General features: G+C 69.7%; 16 protein-coding genes. 4 read left to right on the forward strand and 12 right to left on the reverse strand.

Annotation, left to right across the window (positions count from 1 at the left end; all coding sequences use genetic code 11):
• Nucleotides 1-108: 108 nt before the first annotated feature.
• From ABZ532_RS13340 to ABZ532_RS13350, 3 genes are all read right to left on the reverse strand, one after another.
• On the reverse strand, nucleotides 109-1,167 hold the full coding sequence (locus ABZ532_RS13340) for an ADP-ribosylglycohydrolase family protein (protein ID WP_361282017.1): 1,059 nt from the start codon (nucleotides 1,165-1,167) through the stop codon (nucleotides 109-111).
• On the reverse strand, nucleotides 1,157-1,840 hold the full coding sequence (locus ABZ532_RS13345; RefSeq protein WP_361282019.1) for a histidine phosphatase family protein: 684 nt from the start codon (nucleotides 1,838-1,840) through the stop codon (nucleotides 1,157-1,159). The genes ABZ532_RS13340 and ABZ532_RS13345 overlap by 11 nt, the downstream gene beginning before the upstream one ends.
• A gap of 85 nt (nucleotides 1,841-1,925) precedes the next feature.
• The gene (locus tag ABZ532_RS13350) at nucleotides 1,926-2,531 is read right to left on the reverse strand and encodes a YdbC family protein (protein ID WP_361282021.1); all 606 of its coding nucleotides are present in this window, start codon (nucleotides 2,529-2,531) and stop codon (nucleotides 1,926-1,928) included.
• Nucleotides 2,532-2,668: 137 nt separating this feature from the next.
• Between ABZ532_RS13350 and ABZ532_RS13355 the strand changes: the two genes are divergently transcribed.
• Entirely contained in the window at nucleotides 2,669-3,199 is a 531-nt protein-coding gene (locus ABZ532_RS13355) for a TerD family protein (RefSeq protein WP_361282023.1), read from the forward strand.
• A 39-nt stretch (nucleotides 3,200-3,238) separates the two neighbouring features.
• Complete coding sequence (locus ABZ532_RS13360) at nucleotides 3,239-4,402, forward strand: winged helix DNA-binding domain-containing protein (protein WP_361282025.1); 1,164 nt, start codon at nucleotides 3,239-3,241, stop codon at nucleotides 4,400-4,402.
• A 49-nt stretch (nucleotides 4,403-4,451) separates the two neighbouring features.
• On the opposite strand, the gene ABZ532_RS13365 is transcribed toward ABZ532_RS13360, so the two are convergent.
• The 3 genes from ABZ532_RS13365 to nrdR form a co-directional block, all read right to left on the reverse strand.
• Nucleotides 4,452-5,219, reverse strand: a complete 768-nt coding sequence (locus ABZ532_RS13365; protein WP_361282027.1) for a GNAT family N-acetyltransferase — start codon at nucleotides 5,217-5,219, stop codon at nucleotides 4,452-4,454.
• Nucleotides 5,220-5,392: 173 nt separating this feature from the next.
• Nucleotides 5,393-8,287 carry a vitamin B12-dependent ribonucleotide reductase gene (locus tag ABZ532_RS13370; protein WP_361282029.1) on the reverse strand — a complete coding sequence of 965 codons (2,895 nt, stop codon included), beginning with the start codon at nucleotides 8,285-8,287 and terminating at the stop codon, nucleotides 5,393-5,395.
• Between the two features lie 157 nt (nucleotides 8,288-8,444).
• The gene (nrdR, locus tag ABZ532_RS13375; protein ID WP_361282031.1) at nucleotides 8,445-8,975 is read right to left on the reverse strand and encodes a transcriptional regulator NrdR; all 531 of its coding nucleotides are present in this window, start codon (nucleotides 8,973-8,975) and stop codon (nucleotides 8,445-8,447) included.
• A 449-nt stretch (nucleotides 8,976-9,424) separates the two neighbouring features.
• Between nrdR and lexA the strand changes: the two genes are divergently transcribed.
• A complete protein-coding gene (gene lexA / locus ABZ532_RS13380) occupies nucleotides 9,425-10,219 on the forward strand; it encodes a transcriptional repressor LexA (RefSeq protein WP_361282033.1) in 795 nt (264 codons plus the stop codon).
• 99 nt (nucleotides 10,220-10,318) lie between these two features.
• On the opposite strand, the gene ABZ532_RS13385 is transcribed toward lexA, so the two are convergent.
• The 5 genes from ABZ532_RS13385 to ABZ532_RS13405 all read right to left on the reverse strand — a co-directional run bounded on the left by ABZ532_RS13385 (nucleotide 10,319) and on the right by ABZ532_RS13405 (nucleotide 18,479).
• Complete coding sequence (locus ABZ532_RS13385; protein ID WP_361282035.1) at nucleotides 10,319-12,292, reverse strand: ATP-dependent DNA helicase; 1,974 nt, start codon at nucleotides 12,290-12,292, stop codon at nucleotides 10,319-10,321.
• Nucleotides 12,293-12,353: 61 nt separating this feature from the next.
• Nucleotides 12,354-14,147: an IucA/IucC family protein gene (locus ABZ532_RS13390; protein ID WP_361282143.1), complete on the reverse strand. Its 1,794-nt coding sequence runs from the start codon at nucleotides 14,145-14,147 to the stop codon at nucleotides 12,354-12,356.
• 101 nt (nucleotides 14,148-14,248) lie between these two features.
• Nucleotides 14,249-14,995: a GNAT family N-acetyltransferase gene (locus ABZ532_RS13395; RefSeq protein WP_361282037.1), complete on the reverse strand. Its 747-nt coding sequence runs from the start codon at nucleotides 14,993-14,995 to the stop codon at nucleotides 14,249-14,251.
• A 20-nt stretch (nucleotides 14,996-15,015) separates the two neighbouring features.
• Complete coding sequence (locus tag ABZ532_RS13400) at nucleotides 15,016-16,863, reverse strand: IucA/IucC family protein (protein ID WP_361282145.1); 1,848 nt, start codon at nucleotides 16,861-16,863, stop codon at nucleotides 15,016-15,018.
• Nucleotides 16,864-17,102: 239 nt separating this feature from the next.
• Complete coding sequence (locus ABZ532_RS13405; RefSeq protein ID WP_361282039.1) at nucleotides 17,103-18,479, reverse strand: diaminobutyrate--2-oxoglutarate transaminase family protein; 1,377 nt, start codon at nucleotides 18,477-18,479, stop codon at nucleotides 17,103-17,105.
• A gap of 305 nt (nucleotides 18,480-18,784) precedes the next feature.
• Between ABZ532_RS13405 and ABZ532_RS13410 the strand changes: the two genes are divergently transcribed.
• Nucleotides 18,785-19,987, forward strand: a complete 1,203-nt coding sequence (locus ABZ532_RS13410) for a hypothetical protein (RefSeq protein WP_361282041.1) — start codon at nucleotides 18,785-18,787, stop codon at nucleotides 19,985-19,987.
• Nucleotides 19,988-20,090: 103 nt separating this feature from the next.
• Here ABZ532_RS13410 and hflX read toward each other — a convergent pair whose 3' ends face one another.
• Nucleotides 20,091-21,584, reverse strand: a complete 1,494-nt coding sequence (gene hflX, locus ABZ532_RS13415; protein ID WP_361282043.1) for a GTPase HflX — start codon at nucleotides 21,582-21,584, stop codon at nucleotides 20,091-20,093.
• Nucleotides 21,585-21,752: the final 168 nt, after the last annotated feature.

The following is a 21,752-nucleotide window of genomic DNA, read 5'->3' on the forward strand; positions in this document are numbered from 1 at the left end:
CCGTGGCGTGGGCGAAAGGGTAGCCCTCCGCGAAGCCATGGCGTCGGTCACGGTCACGCTGTGGCAAGACCGTGACACGTCCCCGCGCCGCCGATCTCCCGGGATCCGTCAGCCGGTACGCGTCGGCACCCAGGACGGCAGGGTCTCGGTGCGGTCCAGCCAGTGCGCGGGCGGTGCTCCGGTCACGGCAGAGGCGACGACACCTCCGGCGATCGCGCAGGTCGTGTCCACATCCCCGCCGACCTGGGCGGTGGTCCAGAAGGCCTGCTCGAAGTCCCCGAGCGCACGGGCCGCCGACCACAGTGCGAACGGCACCGTGTCATGCGCGCTGGTACGACGGCCGCTGCCGAGCACGGCGGCGACCGTCGCCGCGTCGCCGTAGTCGAGCATGTCGCGCGCACGGCGCAGGCCGGCTCCGACCGCACTGCGCGGCACGAGCGCCACCACACCGTCGAGCAGTTCTTCGGGCGTGGGCGGGCCGGAGGGGGAGGCGACCAGCGCTGCAGCCGCCGCGACGGCCATGCTGCCCACGACGGCTTCACGGTGCTGGTGCGTCGTGTACGACGAGATCTCCGCCTGGTGCGTGGCCTGCTCCGGATCGTCGGCGTACCACGCACCGAGCGGTGCGATCCGCATCGCCGCACCATTGCCCCAGGATCCCTGGCCGTTGAACAGTGCCGAGGCGAGTTCACGCCAGTCACCGCCCTCCCGGATCAGCCGGAGCATCCGGTTGACCGCGGGTCCGTACCCGCGGTCGAAGTCATGGCGTTCGGCGAACGAACGCGCGAGCGCGTCCTGGTCGATCCGCTGGTGCGAGACCAGCACCGCCAGCACGGAGCAGGCCATCTCGGTGTCGTCGGTCCATTGCCACCGACCGTCCGGCAGCTCGCGCCGCTTCAGCAGCGGATAGTTCGCGGGAACGAAGAACTGGGAGCCCAGCGCGTCTCCCACGGCCAGCCCGCGCAGACTGGCCAGGGCGCGGGAGAAGCGTGGGTCACCGGCGTCGGATACGGGGCTGGAGCGGGGGGCTCCGGAATCTCCGGGTGTGACGCCACGGGTGATATCGGTGCTACCAGCAGTAACGGCGGCCGCGCCGCTCTGGGCGGCACCGGAGTCGGGGGACTCAACGGAATCGAGGGAATGGTCGGGGGGAAAGTCAACGGTCATCGCATGGCCACTCTATCGGGTGGTCCCCATACGACTCGGGAATGCACCAGCGTTCAAACGGCCTGTCCAGCGTGTACCGCCCGTCGTCACCGAGCAGCAGCATCCGCGTCTCGCCGTTGTCCGGGTTCGACAGCGACTCGAATTCGGCGACCGTCCAGTGGAACCACCGCATGCAGAACAGCCGCATGGTGAGCCCATGGGTGACGATCAGCACGTTCGGCGGATGGTCCGGAGCCTCGAAGCTCCGGTAAAGGCTCTCCAGGAACGCCCCGACCCGGTCGTACACATCCGCACCTGACTCACCCTGCGGCAGGCGGTAGAAGAAGTGCCCGTAAGCGTCACGATGGGCTTTCTGCAGCCGCACATCGTCGCGGTCCTGCCAGTTTCCCCAGTCCTGCTCGCGCAGTCTGGGTTCCTCCCGGACCCGTACGAGCCTCGGATCGAGGTGGAATGCCTTGTAGGTCTGATGGGTCCTGCGGTACGGCGAGACGTAGACACTGATTCGTTCATGGCCGAAGAGCTCGCGCAGCCGCACCCCCGTGTCCTCTGCCTGGCGCCATCCTCGCTCGGTGAGCCGCAGGGCGTGGTCGGGCTCGCGCTCGTACACCGAGTCGTCGGCGTTCCCCACCGACTCTCCGTGCCGGACCAGAACGATGCGCCGCGGTCGTGCCATACGACAAACACTAGATCGACGGGTACCGCGCTGCCGCCGTACCCGCCTTCACCGCCGTGTCCGTCATGCCGGTCGCCCTCACCGCTCAGACCGTCCAGGGCGCCTCGAGCTCCACGACATCGCCCGCGAGCGCCGCGATGTCCGCCTCCGTCTGCGCGCGCAGGGAGAGCCGCTCCACCCGCTCCACCCGGTACTTGCCGTGCTCGGCCGCCGACTGCCACATGGACAGCACCAGGAACTCGTTCCCCGGCGCCTCGCCGAACAGACCGCGCACCATCCCCGGCGACCCGGCCATCGCCGGGTTCCACACCTTCTCCTGCATCAGCGAGAAGTGCTCGACCCGGTGCTCGTGCACCCGGCAGTGGGCGACGCGCACCACGTCGGCGTCCGTGAAGCGCGGCTCGAAGCCCGTCTTCACATCGAAGCGGTAGTCGAAGATCTTGACCTGGCTGTCCTTGAACGTCCCGGACTGTGCCGCCGCCAGCCGGTCGTGCGAGCGCGCCATGAACGAGTCGTAGAACGCACGCGTCTCCCAGAACGCGAAGACATGGGCGACATCCGGCCGCCTGCGGCTCCACCCTCCGCCCTGCCCCCGGAATCCCGGCTCACCCAGCAGCCCCGCCCACTTTCGCTGCCCCCGCTCGAACCCCCGACGGTCCACCACGGTGCAGCGAATCCACTTGACCAGCACCGCGCCATCGTACGGCGCGCGGCGTGGCGCTGGTCGCTCTACGGCGAGACCTCCTTCCAGCGAGCGTGACAACATGGGTTCGTGCAATGGGTGTTGACGCCTGCGGCGACGAATCCGGGAAGTGGAAGGGCAGCAGAATGAGCAGCCTCAGCAAGGGCCTCGGCAAGGTTCGGGTGACGCTCAAGTGGGATCCCAGTCCCCTCGGCGCTCAGGCGACCGATCTGGACATCGTCGCGGCGACCTACCGGGCGGACGCCCCGCACGGCGCTCCCGCGTATCTGGTGCACTTCGGCAGCCGGTCCCCCGACGGCACGATCACCCTCAACCGGGACAGCAAGACGGGGCAGGGCTTCGGTCCGGACGAGGTCATGACCCTGGAGCTCGATCGCCTCTCCGACGAGTACACCCGGGTGGTGGTCGGTGTCGTCATCCAGCAGCACGGCGGCGAGAAGGTGTTCGGCGACATCCCGAACACCGGGATCCAGATCCTCGACGGCCATGCCGAGCTCGCCGCCGACGATCTGTCCGGCATCCCCGAGGCGACAGCGGCGGCGATCGCGGAGTTCACCCGCGACGGCAACGGCTCGTGGCAGCTGCGCACGGAGGTCCGGGGCTATGTCGCCGACCCGGCTGAGTTCTCGGATCTGATGGGTGCCGCGCACACGTGAGCTCCCGGCGTCGTTCGTCGTGGGGCAGAATCCCGCGATGTGATGATCAGCGCGCGAGAACTCAACCGGTCCACCCTGAGCCGTCAACTGCTGCTGGAGCGTGCGCCGCTGACCGTCTCCGACGGGGTACGGCGAGTGGTCGCCCTCCAGGCACAGCACCCGGCTTCGCCGTACGTGGCGCTGTGGAACCGGCTCAGCGCGTTCGACCCGGCCGCCATGGATGCCGTCCTCACCACGCGCTCGGTGGTCAAGGCCACCCTCATGCGGATCACCCTGCACGCGGTGCACGCGGACGACTACCCGGTCTTCCGCGCGGCGATGCGGCCGACGTTGTACGCGTCCCGGCTCGGCTCTCGTTTCACGGCCGGGGGCCTGACACCCGGGGATGCCGACGAACTGATGCCGGAGCTGCTGGCCTTCGCACGCCAGGCGCGCACCACGGTCGAGCTGAGGGCATGGCTCGGGGAGCGGTCCGGCGCCGACAGGGTCTCGGACGCCGGGCACGCCGCTGACAGCACGTGGTGGGGGCTGAAGGGGTACGCGCCGCTGCACCACGCTCCCACGGGTGGAACGTGGTCATTCGGCCCGCGGCCGTCCTTCATCGCTCCCATGACCGAGCCGGGTGAGATTCTCCGCACGGATCCGGAGGCGGCACAGCAGGCTCTGCCGACCTTGATCGTGCGGTACCTGTCGGGGTTCGGCCCCGCGTCGGTGGCCGACATCGCACAGTTCGCCCTGGTGAAGCGGACGGCCGCCCGGGAGGCACTGCGCGCTCTGGACGGTGCCGTGGAACAGCTCCGGGGACCGGACGGCACCGCTCTGTTCGACCTGTCCGGAGCCCACCGGCCGACCGCCGAGACCCCCGCTCCGGCCCGGCTCATGGCGATGTGGGACAGCGTCCTGCTGGCGTACGCCGACCGCAGCCGGGTGATTCCCCCGGCATACCGCCCCCTGGTGATCCGGCGCAACGGCGACGTACTGCCCACGCTGCTGGTCGACGGATACGTCGCCGGTGTGTGGCGTCAGGTGGACGACGGCATCGAGGCCACGGCGTTCCACCCTCTTCCGGCCTCTACCTGGGACCAACTCGCCGGGGAGGCCCGGGACCTGACCTCACTCCTCGCAGACCGTGATCCGGCGGTCTACGGGCGCTACCACCACTGGTGGGCCAAGCTGCCCGAGGCGGAGACACGACTGCTGTGATCCCGCTCGTGGAGCCGGGCTGCCTCTGCCGGTCCCGGACGTCCCGTGGTCATGAGACGCGTTCGAAGAAGTGCGTGCGGCCGATGGCGACGAAGCCGCGGCGCTCGTACCAGTGCTGCGGCCAGTCCGCCGCGTCGGCGATCAGGAACCGTGTACCGCAGTTCTCTTCGGCGGCCAGTCTCAGGGCGGTGGAGAGCACTGCGTCGGCGTGACCGCGCCTGAGGCGCGCTTCCGAGGTGATCAGGTCCTCGATCTGGGCCGTGCCGGTTGCCCGGTCCATGTAAAGGTCAGCCCACGAGGCGACCTCGCCCTCTTCCGTACGGGCCCCGATGAAGTGAACGGCGTCGGCTCCGCGCCGACGGGCCTCGCGCCGGTCGACGAGCTGGCGGATGACCTCGTCGTCGGCATCGGGCAGGAAGCCCCGCCAGCGCTGGGTGAGTGGGGTACGTATCGCGTCGAGGTCCACCCGCTCCGCCGGTCGTATGCCGTTCGGTACCGGGCCTGTGTGGAGCATGACCAGACAGGTGGACGGGGTGTAGCCGGCCCGGATCAGCGGCTCCGCGCACGCAGCCCCGGTTTCGTCGTCGAGTACGGAGATCACCTGGTACGGCAGGTGCCCCAGTGCGTCCTCCGCGATCTCGGGCAGGGCCTCGGGGTCCACGGCCGCGTCGACGACGACCTGGTTGTCGGCATGGGAATGGGCGAAGGCGTCGCCGGACACCGCGAATCCACCGGGCAGTTCCACGACGTGCGCGGCTCGGCGGCAGGCGAATGCGGAGAGGAACGCGTTGATCCGCTGAAGTTCTGGGCTTGGCACGGGAGGAGCCTAGACAGCCGTGGACATGGCCGCTTTCGAATTGTTCGCGCGGATTGTTCACGCGGAACCTGATCCGCTGCGCAAAGGAGGGTGCCGACCATGGTCGGCACCCTCCCAGGTGCGGTTCAGCGCCGTCGGCGGCGGATGCTCACCGCGGCGTCGGACGCGAGCGCTCAGCTGCAGCCGCTGGTCGAGCCGCAACCCTCGCAGATGTAGCAGGAACCGGCCCGCTGCATCTTGGTGCCGCAGGAGAAGCACAGAGGTGCGTCCGCGCTGATGCCGAGCTGCATCTCGACCAGTTCCGCCGAGGTGTGCGCCTGCTTGGGGGCCGGGACCTCGGCCTTCGGGGTGGCCACGGCCTTCAGGGGCTCCTGCTGACGCGGGGCCGACTGGGCAAGGCCCTCGACGTCGACCTCGTCGTCGGAGGGCTCGTACGAACCGGTCTCCAGGTGACGCTGACGCTCCTCGGCGGAGTGGATGCCGAGGGCCGAGCGGGTCTCGAACGGCAGGAAGTCCAGCGCCAAGCGGCGGAAGATGTAGTCGACGATCGACTGCGCCATCCGCACGTCCGGGTCGTCCGTCATACCGGCCGGCTCGAAGCGCATGTTGGTGAACTTCGAGACGTACGTCTCCAGCGGCACGCCGTACTGGAGGCCGACCGAGACGGCGATCGAGAAGGCGTCCATCATGCCGGCGAGAGTCGAGCCCTGCTTCGACATCTTCAGGAAGACCTCGCCGAGACCGTCGTCCGGATAGGAGTTGGCGGTCATGTAGCCCTCGGCGCCACCGACGGTGAAGGAGGTGGTGATGCCGGGACGGCCCTTGGGGAGGCGCTTGCGGACCGGGCGGTACTCGACGACCTTCTCGACCGCCGTGCGGATGGTCCCCTCGGCCTTCTCGGTGATCTCCTTCTTCTCCACCTCCTTCTTCTTCGCGGAGAGAGGCTGGCCGACCTTGCAGTTGTCGCGGTAGATGGCGAGCGCCTTGACGCCCAGCTTCCACGCCTCGAAGTAGATCTCCTCGACCTCCTCGACGGTCGCCGACTCCGGCATGTTGACCGTCTTGGAGAGCGCGCCGGAGATCCACGGCTGGATCGCGGCCATCATGCGGACGTGGCCCATCGCGGAGATGGAGCGCTCACCCATGGCGCAGTCGAAGACCTCGTAGTGCTCGGTCTTCAGACCGGGGGCGTCGATCACGTTTCCGTGCTCGGCGATATGGGCGACGATCGCCTCGATCTGCTCGGGCTGGTAGCCGAGGCGGTGCAGCGCCTGCGGCACGGTGCCGTTGACGATCTGCATGGAGCCGCCGCCGACCAGCTTCTTGAACTTGACCAGCGCCAGGTCCGGCTCGAGACCGGTGGTGTCGCAGGACATCGCCAGGCCGATGGTGCCGGTCGGGGCGATCACCGAGGCCTGGGAGTTGCGGAAGCCGTTCTTCGCGCCCAGTCGGATCACGTCCTGCCAGGCCTCGGTGGCCGCGGCCCAGATCGGGGTGTCCAGGTCGTCCATGCGGACGGCCACGGCGTTGGCGTCGGCGTGCTGCTTCATGACCCGCTGGTGCGGCTCGGCGTTGCGGGCGTAGCCGTCGTACGCGCCGACCACCGCGGCGAGCTCGGCGGAGCGGCGGTAGGACGCGCTGGTCATCAGCGAGGTGATCGCACCGGCCAGGGAGCGACCGCCGTCGGAGTCGTAGGCATGGCCGGTGGCCATCAGCAGCGCGCCGAGGTTGGCGTAGCCGATGCCGAGCTGGCGGAAGGCGCGGGTGTTCTCACCGATCTTCTGGGTGGGGAAGTCGGCGAAGCAGATGGAGATGTCCATCGCGGTGATGACGAGCTCGACGACCTTGGTGAAGCGCTCGACGTCGAAGGACTGGTTGCCCTTGCCGTCGTCCTTGAGGAACTTCATCAGGTTCAGCGAGGCCAGGTTGCAGGACGTGTTGTCCAGGTGCATGTACTCGCTGCACGGGTTCGAGCCGTTGATCCGGCCGGACTCGGGGCAGGTGTGCCAGTGGTTGATGGTGTCGTCGTACTGAATGCCCGGGTCGGCGCAGGCCCAGGCGGCCTCGGCCATCTTGCGGAAGAGTTCCTTGGCGTCGACCTCCTCGATGACCTCGCCGGTCATACGGGCACGCAGACCGAACTTCCCGCCGGACTCGACGGCCCTCATGAACTCGTCGTTCACACGGACGGAGTTGTTCGCGTTCTGGTACTGGACCGAGGTGATGTCATCACCGCCGAGGTCCATGTCGAAGCCCGCGTCGCGCAGTGCGCGGATCTTCTCCTCTTCCTTCACCTTGGTCTCGATGAAGTCCTCGATGTCGGGGTGGTCGACGTCCAGGATGACCATCTTGGCGGCACGGCGGGTGGCGCCGCCCGACTTGATCGTGCCCGCGGAGGCGTCGGCGCCGCGCATGAAGGAGACCGGCCCGGAGGCGTTGCCGCCCGAGGACAGCAGCTCCTTGGAGGAGCGGATACGGGAGAGGTTCAGGCCGGCGCCCGAACCGCCCTTGAAGATCATGCCCTCTTCCTTGTACCAGTCGAGGATCGACTCCATGGAGTCGTCGACGGACAGGATGAAGCAGGCGGAGACCTGCTGGGGCTGGGGCGTGCCGACGTTGAACCACACCGGCGAGTTGAAGCTGAAGATCTGGTGCAGGAGGGCGTAGGCGAGCTCGTGCTCGAAGATCTCCGCGTCGGCGGGCGAGCTGAAGTAGCTGTGGTCCTCGCCGGCCTTGCGGTAGGTCTTCACGATCCGGTCGATGAGCTGCTTGAGGCTGACCTCGCGCTGCGGGGTTCCCACCGCACCGCGGAAGTACTTGCTGGTGACGATGTTGACCGCGTTCACCGACCAGAAGTCGGGGAACTCGACGCCGCGCTGCTCGAAGTTGACCGAGCCGTCGCGCCAGTTCGTCATGACGACGTCACGGCGCTCCCACACGACCTCGTCGTACGGATGTACGCCGGGCGTGGTGTGGACACGCTCGATACGCAGACCCTGCCGGGCCGCTGCGGCCTTGCCGCCCTTGGCTCGGGAACCCCGTGCCGGGCCGCTCGTCGTCTCTGTCATGCCGCCTCCCATATACGGGCGAAAACGCCCTGAAGTGCCCAGATCTTCCCGTGGCACGAATTCTGTCTGATGCCTCGGACACCGCACCGCGCACAGCGTCCATGGCAGGTCTTTGCCGCTTCCGCGGCCGATCACCGACCCTCCCCGGGCCCCGCGATCAGTCAGCGGCGGTGGCGGGAACCGGGACCACCGCATCGGGTGCGGGCACACCGGATGCACTGGTCCCGCGCTCCCGCGCGGACGGCCGCTGCCCGCGGAGTTCCGCGATGGCGGCCTCGAAGTCCTCGAGCGAGTCGAACGCTCGGTAAACGGACGCGAAGCGCAGGTACGCGACGAGGTCGAGCTCCTGCAACGGGCCGAGTATGGCCAGACCCACGTCGTGGGTGGTCAGCTCGGCGCTGCCGGTGGCGCGCACCGCCTCCTCGACCCGCTGGCCGAGCTGAGCGAGGGCGTCCTCGGTGACCGGTCGTCCCTGGCACGCTTTGCGCACACCTGAGATGACCTTGGTACGGCTGAAGGGTTCGGTGACCCCGCTGCGCTTGATCACCATCAGCGAGGCGGTCTCCACCGTCGTGAACCGACGGGAGCAGTCGGGGCACTGGCGGCGACGCCGGATCGACGTCCCGTCATCGGTGGTCCGGCTGTCGACGACGCGGCTGTCCGGGTGCCTACAGAAGGGGCAGTGCATGGCTCCCAACACTCCTTCACGGCACGACTGAATAGCCCCGACAGAAGGCGTTCACCCCCCTCGAAGCAGCCACAAGCATAGGCGATCTCCCAGCCCCTGAAGCACTGGGGACCACAACTTGTGGGCGGCGGCACCAATCCAACCACTAGATCTGGGGTTTGACTGCCTTCCCTTCGCATCGCGTGTCGCCGCGGAGGGGGTCGCAGGCCGGCGTCGAGCCTACGGGAGACGCGCGGCTCCCCCGCTTCCGGGGCCACGGGTGACACACTGGAGGCACCTGCGGGTACACCCGGGTGGCTCCGCACCGGATCACAGGACTGGCGCCATACACCCGGCCACGCGCACACGTCCGGCCAATCGCGTTTTTTCACTCGAACGTGTGTTTGGCGCAACCTTTCGAAAGCAACTACCGTTGTCCAGCTAGGGAGACCATTTCGAGAGGGGCCGACGTGACCACCACCGCAGACAGTGCCACCATCACCGCCCAGGACCGCTCCCAGAACCGATTCGAGCCGGTGCATGCCATGAACGACGCAGCCACGCCCCCAGAGGAAGCCGAGCCCTCGCGACCTACGCGCTCACTGCCCGGTCGACCCCCGGGGATCCGCGCGGACAGCTCCGGACTCACGGACCGGCAGCGGCGGGTCATCGAGGTCATCCGTGACTCCGTGCAGCGTCGTGGCTACCCACCGTCGATGCGGGAGATCGGCCAGGCGGTCGGGCTGTCCAGCACCTCCTCCGTCGCCCACCAGCTGATGGCCCTGGAGCGCAAGGGCTTCCTGCGCCGCGATCCGCACCGCCCCCGGGCCTACGAGGTGCGCGGGTCCGACCAGCAGGCCACGCAGCCGACGGACACCACCGGCAAGCCCGCCGCCTCCTACGTGCCGCTCGTCGGCCGGATCGCGGCCGGCGGCCCGATCCTCGCCGAGGAGTCCGTCGAGGATGTGTTCCCTCTCCCCCGGCAGCTCGTGGGCGACGGTGAGCTGTTCGTGCTGAAGGTCGTCGGTGACTCGATGATCGAGGCAGCGATCTGTGACGGTGACTGGGTGACGGTGCGACGTCAGCCGGTCGCGGAGAACGGTGACATCGTCGCCGCCATGCTGGACGGCGAGGCCACGGTCAAGCGCTTCAAGCGCGAGGACGGCCATGTCTGGCTGCTGCCGCACAACGCGGCGTACCAGCCGATCCCTGGTGACGAGGCCACGATCCTCGGCAAGGTGGTGGCGGTGCTTCGGCGGGTGTGACCCACTCGTCGGCTCTGACCGGCCCCGGGACCCACTGCGCCGGTCCCGGGGCCCAACTGTGTGCACCCGCCCCGACCGGGGGGCCGGCCTCGCCCTGGCTCAGCGCCCCTCGGACTTCGCCACTGCGTCGATGGCGGCCAGCGAACGACGCACCTGGTTACGGTCCGTGGTGAACCAGAAGTCGGGAAGTGACGCCTTGAGGTAGCTTCCGTACCGCGCCGTGGCAAGCCGCTGGTCGAGCACGGCAACCACACCCCGGTCCCCGGTGGCTCGCACAAGACGGCCGGCGCCCTGAGCCATCAGCAGTGCCGCATGGGTCGCCGCCACCGCCATGAACCCGTTTCCTCCCGCTTCCTCCACAGCCTTCTGGCGTGCGCTCATCAGCGGGTCGTCCGGGCGCGGGAACGGGATCTTGTCCATCACCACCAACTGGCAGCTCGAACCAGGGACATCGACTCCCTGCCAGAGCGACAGCGTGCCGAACAGACAGGTCTCGGGGTCCGCCGCGAAATTCTTGATCAGCTCGCCGAGCGTCTCCTCGCCCTGGAGCAGAATCGGGAACTCGGGGATACGGGTACGCAGCTCCTCGGCCGCGAGCTGGGCGGCCCGCATCGAGGAGAACAGGCCGAGCGTGCGGCCACCGGCCGCCTGGATCAGCTCGGTGAGTTCATCGAGCATGTCCTCGCGGCCGCCGTCCCGCACGGGGCGGGACAGATGCTTGGCGACGTAGAGGATCCCCTGTTTCGGATAGTCGAACGGCGACCCCACGTCGAGGCCCTTCCAGACGGGCAGGTCGTCGCCCTCGACGCCCTCGGGGGAGAGCCCGAGGGAAGCACCGACGCCGTTGAAGTCCCCGCCGAGCTTGAGCGTCGCGGAGGTGAGGACCACGGAGCGGTCGGCGAAGAGCTTCTCGCGGAGCAGCCCGGACACCGTGAGCGGTGCCACGCGCAGGGAGGCACCGAAGCGGTCGTGCCGCTCGTACCAGACCACGTCGTACTCGGAGCCGTTGGTGATGCGCTCGGCCACGTCATGGACGCTCTCGACCGAGGCGAGGGCCTGCTTGCGCACGGCGTCCTCGTCCTGGACCGCCTTGTCCCGGGTGGTCCCGATGGCGGAGATCACCGTGCGAGCGGCGTCACGCAACGCCATCAGCGCATAGCCGAGGTCTTCCGGGATCTCCTCGAGCCGGCCGGGGAGGGCGAGTTCCATCAGGCGCTCGAAACCCTCGGCGGCGGTCTGCAACTGGTCGGCCGCCTTCTCGTTGACCAGCTTGGCAGCCCTGCGCACCGCCCGGTTCACCTGCCCGGGGGTGAGCTCCCCCGTGGCCACACCGGTCACCCGGGACACCAGCTCATGGGCCTCGTCGACGATCAGAACCTCGTGTGAGGGGAGCACGGGCGCGCCCTCGATCGCGTCGATGGCGAGCAGCGCGTGGTTCGTCACCACGACATCGGCGAGCTTCGCCCGCTCCCTGGCCATCTCGGCGAAGCACTCGGCCCCGTACGCGCACTTCGAAGCGCCGAGGCACTCCCGGGACGACACGGACACCTGGGACCACGCACGGTCGGAGACACCCGGAGTGAGGGCGTCCCGGTCACCCGTCTCCGTCTCGTCCGACCAATCGCGCAGGCGCAGCAGGTCCTGGCCCAGCTTGCTGGTGGGCGTCGCGGCCTCGAACGGGTCGAAGAGGCCTTCCTCCTCTTCCTGCGGCACTCCCTCGTGCAGCCGGTGCAGGCAGAGATAGTTCGACCGGCCCTTGAGCATGGCGAACTCCGGGCGGCGGCGCAGCAGCGGATGCAGCGCGTCGACCGTCCTGGGCAGATCACGCTCCACGAGCTGGCGCTGGAGCGCCAGTGTCGCCGTGGCCACCACCACCCGCTCCCCCTGTGCCAGCGCAGGTACGAGATAGCCGAGGGACTTTCCGGTGCCCGTGCCGGCCTGGACGAGCAGATGGGACCCGTCGTCGACAGCCGCGGCCACGGACTCGGCCATGGTGACCTGGCCAGGCCGCTCCACTCCGCCGACGGCGGTGACGGCGGCATGGAGGAGCTCGGAGAGGGAGGGCTTCGTCATAGACCGTCCACCCTACGGTGCGCCACTGACAGCGCGGGCACGCACCGGCACCGCCGCGGCCTCATCCGGAGGCGAGCGGGTTGGGGACCAGGCCGTGCATGGCTGCATGCGGGCGCTCCGAGCGGTCCCGGTAGCCGTCGAGGTGCAGCCGGTTGCGATTCAGGCACAGGCGTGCAATACGCGGAGTGAGCAGGTCGAACAGCTCGTAACGGTCCTTGAGCTCCGGGAACCGCGTCTGGTGGCGCAGGATCTCCGCGCGCACCAGCGACCAGAACTCACCCTCCGGTAGACCCAGTTGCTCCTCACACAGGGGGGCGAGGAAGCGGAACACGCCGACGAAGAGGCCCGCGTGGATGAACTGGGTGAGGAAGTCCGGTCGCTCCGTCAGCAGGACCGCCCGCACCTCGTCGGGCATCGACCCGTGTTCGGGCAGCGGCTCGGCGCTGATGTTGACGTCATCGACGAAGTCCTTGATCGCCAGGCGTACGGGTACGTCACGCTCGTCGAAGACCACGATGGCGTTCTCCCCGTGCGGGGAGAACACGGTGCCGTAGCGGTAGAGGTAGTGCAGCAGGGGCGGCAGCAGCGCGGCGAACAGGTGGCGCAGCCACGCGGCGGGCGCGAGCCCCGAACGCTCGACCAGTTCGGCGGTGAAGGCACGCCCCAGCGGATCCGTGTGGAGCAGGGATGCCAGGGTGCGGGCGCGTTCCCCGGGAGGGAGGCGCAGTGGTTCCCGCCAGATGGCGCCGAGCAGCTCCCGGTACTGGTACGGCACATCCGGCAGCCGGTCGTACAGCGGGTGCTCGACCGTGACCGATGCGACCTCGCCGAGCAGGACCACCCCGCACTCGTCCCGCAGGAAGGAGTCACCGTCCCGGATGGCCTGCACCCATGCGGTGACGGCCGGGGCGGCAAGAGTGCGTTCAGTGGGCAGCCCGCGCCAGACCAGGGTGTTGAGGACGGACAGCGGCAGTTTGACCGTGTGCCGGTCGGGACGGCTGGTGTTGAGGAAGGTGCGGATGGACTGCTGGGGCAGTCGTAGGTCGGGGTCCGCGGTGAGCGGGACGATGTCACCGTTCGCGAGGGAGCCGGCGTAGAGCGGGAGCACCACGTGCTCCCACTGCCAGGGGTGGACGGGGAGCAGGAGATAGCGCTCGGGGTCCAGGTCCCGTGCGCGCAGCTCCCCGGCGAAGGCCGCGCGTACGCCGTCGTCCAACTCCTTCGCGTAGAGCGCGTCGGGGCTCGCGAGCCCGGTCACCCCTCGGTAGGTGGCAAGGGCGGTGCTGACGGCGATCCAGGGCAGTCGGCTCGGCCTGCGGGCTTCCGGGGCCCAGTGAGCGGTGTCACGGGCCGAGAAGCCGATGCGGCCCTTGTTGAGGACCAGCCATGGATGGCCGGTCTGGTGACCCTCGAGCGCGGCGTAGTCGAGGTCGGCGAGCCTGTCGGCGGAGAGGGCCTCGTGTGCCAGCCGGCAGTCGGCGGCGAGGGTGGTGCTCAGCTCACGGATCAGATGGCCGAGGGTGGGACCGTCGAGATCGAGGAGCTCGCGCGCGCCGACGAGGAACCGCAGCGGATCGCCGAACGGCGCCCCGTCGATCCGGATCGAGTCCGGTGCCACCCGCCAGCTCCCGTACGCCCCGCGCCGCGAGCGGAAGGTGAGCGACCCGCCGTCGTCGAGCCGGAGGCCGTACTGGTCGCCGTCCTCATCGCGGTCGGGATCGCGGGGGTCGGGGCAGCTGGTCGGGAGCGGCTCGATGAGCTCCTCGTACGCGAACTCGCCGATCATCTTGGCCAGCAGGCGGCGGGCCGCGCGCCGCCAGGCCGCCTGGTCGAGCCCGGTCGGCCGGAGCAGGATCGGCGACGCGTCGGAGTCTGGAGTGACGGAGGACTGCGGCACGGTGACTCCTCGGGTGGAACCGATGGGTGACGAGCGGAATATGGAGTTCTGCGGGTGGTTCACAGCAGCCTGGCCAGTGTGCGTTCGCGGAGCATGAGCGCGGCTCGTTTGCCGGGGAGGTCCACCTCCGCGGCGAAACGGAAGCCGGCGCTCAGGAAGGCGGAGACGGACGGGGTGTTCCGCAGATCGGGTTCGGCGACGACGCGTGCGCAGCGGGGGCGGTGGTCGAGGATGAGTCCGGCGGCAGCCCGCAGGAGCGCGGTGCCGACGCCGCGACCCCGGTCGGCGACTCCCCCGATGAGCAGATGGATGCCGGTGTCATGGGGCCGGGCAGGGTAGTGGCGGGCGAGGGGGTCGAGATCGGCCCGGTAGATCTCGAAGTAGCTCATGGGTACGCCGTCGAGGACACCGAGGCAGGGGACACTGCGGCCGTCGCCGTCGAGCTGGGCGCGCAGATGGGTGCCGGTGACCGGCTCGGGTCCGGAGAGCTCCCAGAAGGCCGCCACGGCGGGGTCGTTCATCCAGCCGCTGATCAGACTCAGATCTCGCTCGACGCTGACGGGGATCAGCCGGAACGAGCCGAGCGGTGTGGCGGCTGCGCGCCAGTGGGCCGGCTCGTCGAGCAGGTCATCACGCGGCTGCGCTCCACCGCCCTCTGTGTCGTCGGGGCTCAGCAGGGAGAGGAGTTCACCGGGCAGCCGCAGATCCAGGGTGTCCTCACAGCCCGCCCCGGATTCGGGGGCGGGCTGCATGTGACCACCGACGGGTCCGGTGCCAGCGCCAGTGCTGGATTCGGTGGGAGGCATGGGGCGGTGTCCTCAGGGCCTCAGGAGTGGAGGGGGTTGCTGATCGTCACGTAGACGGACTGGGTGTCCACCGGGCCGACGAGTTCGTCCAGCCCCTGGAGCCGGGTGAGGAGGTTCGCCTTGCAGCGCAGGGTGTCCGATTCCAGGAGCAGGGCCGGAAGGGGTGAGCCGAGGTCTGCGGCGGACCCGAGGAACCGGCGGAAGGCCGCGATGAGGACATGCTCCTCGGCGAGGCGCTGCGCTCCGAAGGCGCCGATGAGCCCGAGCACGTTGTTGACGCCGAGGTAGTAGGCGAAGCGCTCGTCGGTGACGGCGTCGCTGACGAAGGTGTCGCTGGTGTCCCCGATGCCGGGGAGTCTGCTCCGCAGGGCAGCGCGGTGGGACTCACGGAAGTAGTAGCCCTGGTTGTCACGGTAGCGCCCGCCGACGGGCCAGCCTTCGGGGTCGAGGATCACCAGGGTGTTCTGCTGGTGGGCTTCCAGGGCGATTCCCGCGGTGCCGTCCAGCCAGAGCACAGGACGGACGACGTACCGGAGGTAGCGCAGAAACCACTCGGCCGAGACCGCGCTGACGGGCCGGTGCAGGCGGCCGGCCAGTCCGTGCATGATGTCGGCGAGACGGGAGTACGTCCCGGAGCGGCCGGGCCAGGGCCGGGGTGCTGTGAGCCCCGCAATGCACACGGCGTCGTCGCCCGGGCCGAAGGGGTTGTGGCGCAAAACCACGTCGAGGCCCGTCACGGGTGCGCCGCCTGGGTCGTCGACGGCGAGCCAGGCCGGGTCGCGGACGATGTCGAAGCCGGGATGGACGCTGCGCCACTGCTCGGCCAGTCCGCTGCGGAGCAGCCGGTGGACCTCCGCTCCGCGGTGGAGTTCCTTGCGGAGGTTCTCCCGCCGGGAGTTGGTGATCCGCAGGCCCAGGGAGAGCTTGAGCATCATGTTGACGCCGGGCCGGTGGACGGTGCGTACCGACGAGGTGGGGTGCCAGGCCTCGCCCCCGGGGCCGAGGTCATGGAGCAGCCCGGCGTCGAGGAGCGCGGCGAGAGCGGGGCGCCGGATCACCTCGCGTGCCTGCCAGGGGTGGAGTGGCAGTGCGACGGTGCCGGGCGGGAGCCGGAGGTCACCGGCGAGCCGTGCCGTGAGCTGCTCGGCGGGAACGACACGCCCGTGCTCCGTCCAGGCGGAGTCGGCGGCGAGGACACTCCGGTCGACGGCCATCCAGTGGAGGGGGAAGGAGCCGTGCAACTCGGGTGAGTAGCGGCGGACCTCGGTCTCGGAGAGTCCTTCCCGGCTCTTGGGCGTGGGGTGCAGCGGGTGTCCGGTGATCAGCGACTGCTCCGCGGTGAGGAACGGGTCGGCGTCGGGCCGTGGTCCGGGGCTCAGCCTTCGGTCGGTGATGAACTCGGCCGTGCGGCGCAGTGAGTCGGCGACCCTGCCGACGAGCTCCGCTCCGATGGAGGCCTGTCCGCCGTAGCCGCCCTGCTCGCGGGTGAGCAGTGCGGCGACGGTGACGGCGTCCGCCGGCGGGGCGTCCTGGGGCGCGCCTTCCAGGGCCGGCACCCCGAAGCGGTGCCAGCCGGTGGCCGACCAGTAGCGGACGGGGACGTGCAGGGCGGTGCCGCTGGCGGGGAGCGGGATACGGAGCACGTCGCCGTCCGGGCGGGGCAGGTCGTTCTCCCTGGCCCAGCAGCGCAGCAGGTTCTCGACAGCGGCGGCGTCCGCGGCGAGGAGCGGATCGCGCTGGTCCAGCGGATCCGTGTCGTCTTCGTCCACGGGATCCGGGTCCCTCAGCGGATCCGTGGCGTATGCCTGCTGCGTGGCGGAAGGCTGCCCGGCCGGGGACCCCGTGCACTGCCGCGGCAACGTCGGCAGTGTCGGGGGCTCGACGGCGAGGGGGGCGCGCGGCCCGTGCTGTGCGCTGGGGCCCGGGGAGGCGGGGGCGTCAGGCTCGGAAGCGCCGGAGGCGCCGGAAGCATCGGGTGCGACGGGGGTGGGGTTCACAGTGGACTTCCTTGTGCTGTCATCCGGGATCAGCGGAATCCGCGGCACCTGCGACATCCGTGACCATCGCGGAATCCGCGACGGCCACGGCATCCGCGCCTTCCGCGGGATCAGTGCGACGGCCGGGTGGCGTGCCGATGGTGGGGGGAGCCCTCGGCCGCGGCCAGGGCGTCGGCGAAGCGGTCGAGAACCGCAGCGGCCTGTTCGTCGGTGAGGGTGAGCGGGGGAAGGAGCCGTACCACGCCCGCGTGCCGCCCGCCGAGTTCGACGATGAGCCCGCGGCGCAGGCACTCCTGCTGGACCGCGGCGGCGAGGGCAGGCGCGGGCGGCGGCGCGACGGCGCCCGGGTCGTCGGTGTCCGGGTCCACCAGCTCGACGCCGATCATGAGGCCACGGCCCCGTACGTCGCCGATGCAGGGGTGTGTCGCCGCCAGCCCCTGGAGCCGGCCGATCATACGGGCGCCGAGCGTGGCGGCCCGCTCCGCGAGGCGGTGTTCGCGCACGTAGGCGAGCGTGGCGGCACCGGCCGCCATGGCGAGCTGGTTGCCGCGGAACGTACCGGCGTGTGCTCCTGGTTGCCAGGTGTCGAGGTCGGAGTGGTAGACGATGACGGCGAGCGGGAGCGAGCCCCCGATGGCCTTGGACATGACCATCACATCGGGCACGATCCCGCTGTGTTCGACGGCCCAGAAGGCACCTGTGCGACCGACGCCGGTCTGTACCTCGTCCGCGATCAGCGGGATCGAGCGCGCGGCCGTGATCTCGCGCATCCGGCGCATCCAGGCATCCGGGGCCGGGATCACGCCGCCCTCCCCCTGGACGGGTTCGAGGATCAGACCAGCGGGGGCGGGCACGCCGCCCTTGGGGTCGTCGAGGAGACTGTCCGTCCAGCGGGCCGCCAGCTCCGCGCCGCGCTCACCGCCGATCCCGAACGGGCAGCGGTAGTTCTGCGGGTACGGGAGCCGGGTCGCCCCCGCCTCGGTCGCGCCTCCCGATGCCGCCAGCGCTCCCGCGGTCATGCCGTGGTACGCGCCGGTGAAAGCGAGCAGCCCCGAGCGGCCGGTCGCCGTGCGCACCAGCTTGATGGCCGCCTCGACCGCGTCGGTACCGGCCGGTCCGCAGAACTGGATACGGGCGTTGTCCGCGAGCCGGGGCGGCAGGGTGGCGAACAGTTCGGTCGTGAAGGCGTCCTTGACCGGTGTGGCGAGGTCGAGCACGTGGAGCGGCGCACCCGAGTCGAGCACCTTGCGGATCGCTTCGAGGACGGCGGGGTGGTTGTGGCCGAGTGCCAGGGTGCCGGCGCCCGAAAGGCAGTCCAGGTAGCGGCGGCCGTCAGCGCCCTCGATCGTCAGTCCTCTCGCCCGTACGGGGACGATCGGGAGCGCACGCGCATACGTACGTGCCGCCGACTCCCGGAGCGACTGGCGGCGAAGGATCCCCTCCTGCGCGGCGGGCTGCGCCGGCAGGGCTGATTCGGTCACGGCCACGTCCAACGGTCCTCCTGGTCCTTCCTGCTTGACACATGCGCCTCCCCCACCGGTACGGAACTCCTGCGGCGCAGCGCTGAGCCCGGACCGTGTGTCCCCCGTACGTACCAACGACGCCGAAACCAATGGATCACGGGCATTTGGAAGATCGTTACGGCCGGGAACCAGGCCCCGGCTCCCGGCCGTCCCCATGGGCACCGGCATAGTGGGGGCCGCGCTCCCGCACGCATGGCCATCGCCAGGACGTGCGAACAGAGTTCGTCCCAGCAAACACGCAACTCATGAAGTCCCAGGGGGATCACGACATGCGACTCAATCGCCCGACCTTCGCAGCTCGCCGCGGGAGGAGCGCCGGTCGCAGACGTCCGGCGTTCGCAGCGGCGGCTCTCGCGGCGGCGATCGCGCTCACGGCCACGGCCTGTGGCCCGGGCGAGGACAACGCGAACGGCAGCCCCAGTGCGACGGCCTCTGCCGACGGCAAGATCACGATCCCGGACGATGTCAAGGACCGGCTCAAGCAGCACGGCATCGATCTGGACAAGTGGAAGAACGGCGAGTGGAAGAACTGGGACAGGGAGACCTGGCTGCGGGAGGCCCAGGACTTCGTCAACCCCATCATCGAGGACCTCTGGGACCCGGACCGTATGCGGGACGCCGATCAGCCCGACCGTCCGGTCGAGGACGAGGACATATCCGGTGACGACGGCGTCACCGACCCGACTCCGGAGCCGGTGCGCGCGCAGGAGGTGAGCACCCCGTACCACGGGAACGTGCCGGAGGCGGGCAAGGTGCTCTTCGACGGCCCCAAGGGCACGATGGTCTGCTCGGCGACCGTGGTGAAGGACCCGGCCAACCCCGGCAAGTCCAACATGGTGTGGACCGCGGGCCACTGCGTGCACGCGGGCAAGGAGGGCGGCTGGTACCGCAACATCGTCTTCGTCCCGTCGTACAACGACAGCGCCAAGTCGGGCAAGGCCACGCGGGAGGAGATCGCTCCCTACGGTGTGTGGTGGGGTGACTGGGCCCAGACCAGCGACCAGTGGATCTCCCAGGGCGCAACGACCGGCGGCAAGGGCGCGCCGTACGACTTCGCGGTGATCCATGTGACGCCGGAGAAGGGCGGGAACGGCAAGTCCCTGGAGGAGACGGTCGGTTCGGCGCTTCCGGTGGAGTTCGCGGCGCCGGCCGTGTCGAAGATCGGCAGCATGACGGCGACCGGCTACCCGGCGGCGCCGCCCTTCGACGGTGAGCGGATGTTCCAGTGCAAGGACAAGCCGGGCCGGCTGTCCGTGGAGACGGACCAGCCGACGATGTACCGCATCGGCTGCACGATGACCGGTGGCTCGTCCGGTGGCGGCTGGGTCGCGAAGGGCCAGGACGGCAAGCCGGCCCTGGTGTCGAACACCTCCATAGGCCCGGTGACGGCGGGCTGGCTGGCCGGACCGCGGCTCGGCCCCGAAGCGAAGGCCGTGTACGAGTCGGTCAGCAAGAAGTTCGCGGGCCGCTGAGCCGTATGTGAACGCGAAGGCCCGGTTCTCCCGGGAGGTGACTCCCTGAGAGAACCGGGCCTTTGTGCTGCCGGGCCGCGTCGTGCGTCAGAACGGCACGGCGTCAGTGCGCCGCCGGGACATACGGACCCAGGGCCGCGGCCAGCTCCTCGTGGACGCGCGCCTTGATCAGCGTGCCCTCGGGGGTGTGTTCTTCGGACAGGACCTCGCCGTCCGCGTGCACCCTCGAGACCAGACCGCCCTGTGTGTAGGGCACCAGGGCCTCGATCTCGACCTGGGGCCTGGGCAGTTCGGCGTCGATGAGCTCCAGCAGCTCACCGATCCCGATACCCGTACGGGCGGACACGGCGATCGCGTGCCGCTCGATGCGCAGCAACCGCTGCAACACCAGTGGATCGGCTGCGTCCGCCTTGTTGATCACGACGATCTCGGGCACGTCCACCGCGCCGACATCGCGGATCACCTCGCGCACCGCGGCGAGCTGCTCCTCGGGAGCGGGATGCGAGCCGTCGACCACGTGGAGGATGAGATCGGACTCGCCGACCTCCTCCATGGTGGAACGGAACGCTTCGACGAGGTGGTGCGGAAGATGCCGTACGAAGCCGACGGTGTCCGCCAGCGTGTACAGCCGGCCGCTCGGGGTCTCGGCCCGGCGCACGGTCGGGTCCAGGGTGGCGAACAGTGCGTTCTCCACGAGGACTCCGGCACCGGTGAGTCGGTTGAGCAGCGAGGACTTGCCGGCGTTGGTGTATCCGGCGATCGCGACCGAGGGGATCTTGTTCCGCCGGCGCTCCTGCCGCTTGATCTCGCGGCCCGTCTTCATCTCCGCGATCTCCCGGCGCATCTTCGCCATCTTCTCGCGAATCCGTCGCCGGTCCGTCTCGATCTTGGTCTCACCGGGGCCTCGGGTGGCCATACCCCCGCCGCTGCCGCCGCCCATCTGCCGGGACAGCGACTGACCCCAGCCCCGGAGCCGGGGCAGCATGTACTGCATCTGGGCCAGCGCCACCTGCGCCTTGCCCTCACGGGACTTGGCGTGCTGGGCGAAGATGTCCAGGATCAGGGCGGTGCGGTCGACCACCTTGACCTTGACCACGTCCTCGAGGTGGATCAGCTGTCCCGGGCTGAGCTCACCGTCGCAGACGACGGTGTCGGCGCCGCTGTCGGCCACGATGTCCCGCAGCTCGTTCGCCTTGCCGGAGCCGATGTAGGTGGCCGGGTCGGGCTTGTCGCGGCGCTGGATGACGCCGTCGAGCACGACGGCACCCGCCGTCTCGGCGAGCGCTGCGAGCTCCGCCAGCGAGTTCTCCGCGTCCTGCACGGTCCCTGAGGTCCAGACACCGACCAGCACCACACGCTCCAGCCGGAGCTGACGGTACTCGACCTCGGTGACGTCCTCGAGCTCGGTGGAGAGCCCTGCCACGCGTCGCAGCGCGGCACGGTCGGAGCGGTCGAACTGCTCGCCGTCCCGGTCCGCGTCGACCTCGTGGCTCCAGGCGACGTCCTCTTCCATCAGGGCATCGGCCCGAAGGCTCTCGGCGCGGCTGCTGTCCGCGAAGCTCTGTGCGTCCTCGGAAGGGGATGAAGAGGAGGTCATTGGATCCTTACGTCGATGGGGAGGAAGAGTGGTACAGGAGCACCAGGACGGAACGGGCACAACGCCAGTCACAACGCGTGACCGCCGGGAGAAATTCCCGGGGCGATCGGTACGTCGATGGTCGCACGGTGCTCCGGCGGCCGTCATCCCGGTTTCACGCGACTCCTG

The sequence above is a fragment of the Streptomyces sp. NPDC019396 genome, from assembly GCF_040632375.1.
GTDB lineage: Bacteria > Actinomycetota > Actinomycetes > Streptomycetales > Streptomycetaceae > Streptomyces.

What these genes read in the sequence shown, in the direction of transcription:
- ABZ532_RS13395 (WP_361282037.1), bottom strand. Translation starts at nt 14,995, where the DNA reads ATGCCTCCCACCGAATCCAGCACTGGCGCTGGCACCGGACCCGTCGGT.
- hflX (WP_361282043.1), bottom strand. Translation starts at nt 21,584, where the DNA reads ATGACCTCCTCTTCATCCCCTTCCGAGGACGCACAGAGCTTCGCGGAC.
- ABZ532_RS13355 (WP_361282023.1), top strand. Translation starts at nt 2,669, where the DNA reads ATGAGCAGCCTCAGCAAGGGCCTCGGCAAGGTTCGGGTGACGCTCAAG.
- ABZ532_RS13410 (WP_361282041.1), top strand. Translation starts at nt 18,785, where the DNA reads ATGCGACTCAATCGCCCGACCTTCGCAGCTCGCCGCGGGAGGAGCGCC.
- ABZ532_RS13345 (WP_361282019.1), bottom strand. Translation starts at nt 1,840, where the DNA reads ATGGCACGACCGCGGCGCATCGTTCTGGTCCGGCACGGAGAGTCGGTG.
- ABZ532_RS13370 (WP_361282029.1), bottom strand. Translation starts at nt 8,287, where the DNA reads ATGACAGAGACGACGAGCGGCCCGGCACGGGGTTCCCGAGCCAAGGGC.
- nrdR (WP_361282031.1), bottom strand. Translation starts at nt 8,975, where the DNA reads ATGCACTGCCCCTTCTGTAGGCACCCGGACAGCCGCGTCGTCGACAGC.
- ABZ532_RS13340 (WP_361282017.1), bottom strand. Translation starts at nt 1,167, where the DNA reads ATGACCGTTGACTTTCCCCCCGACCATTCCCTCGATTCCGTTGAGTCC.
- ABZ532_RS13385 (WP_361282035.1), bottom strand. Translation starts at nt 12,292, where the DNA reads ATGACGAAGCCCTCCCTCTCCGAGCTCCTCCATGCCGCCGTCACCGCC.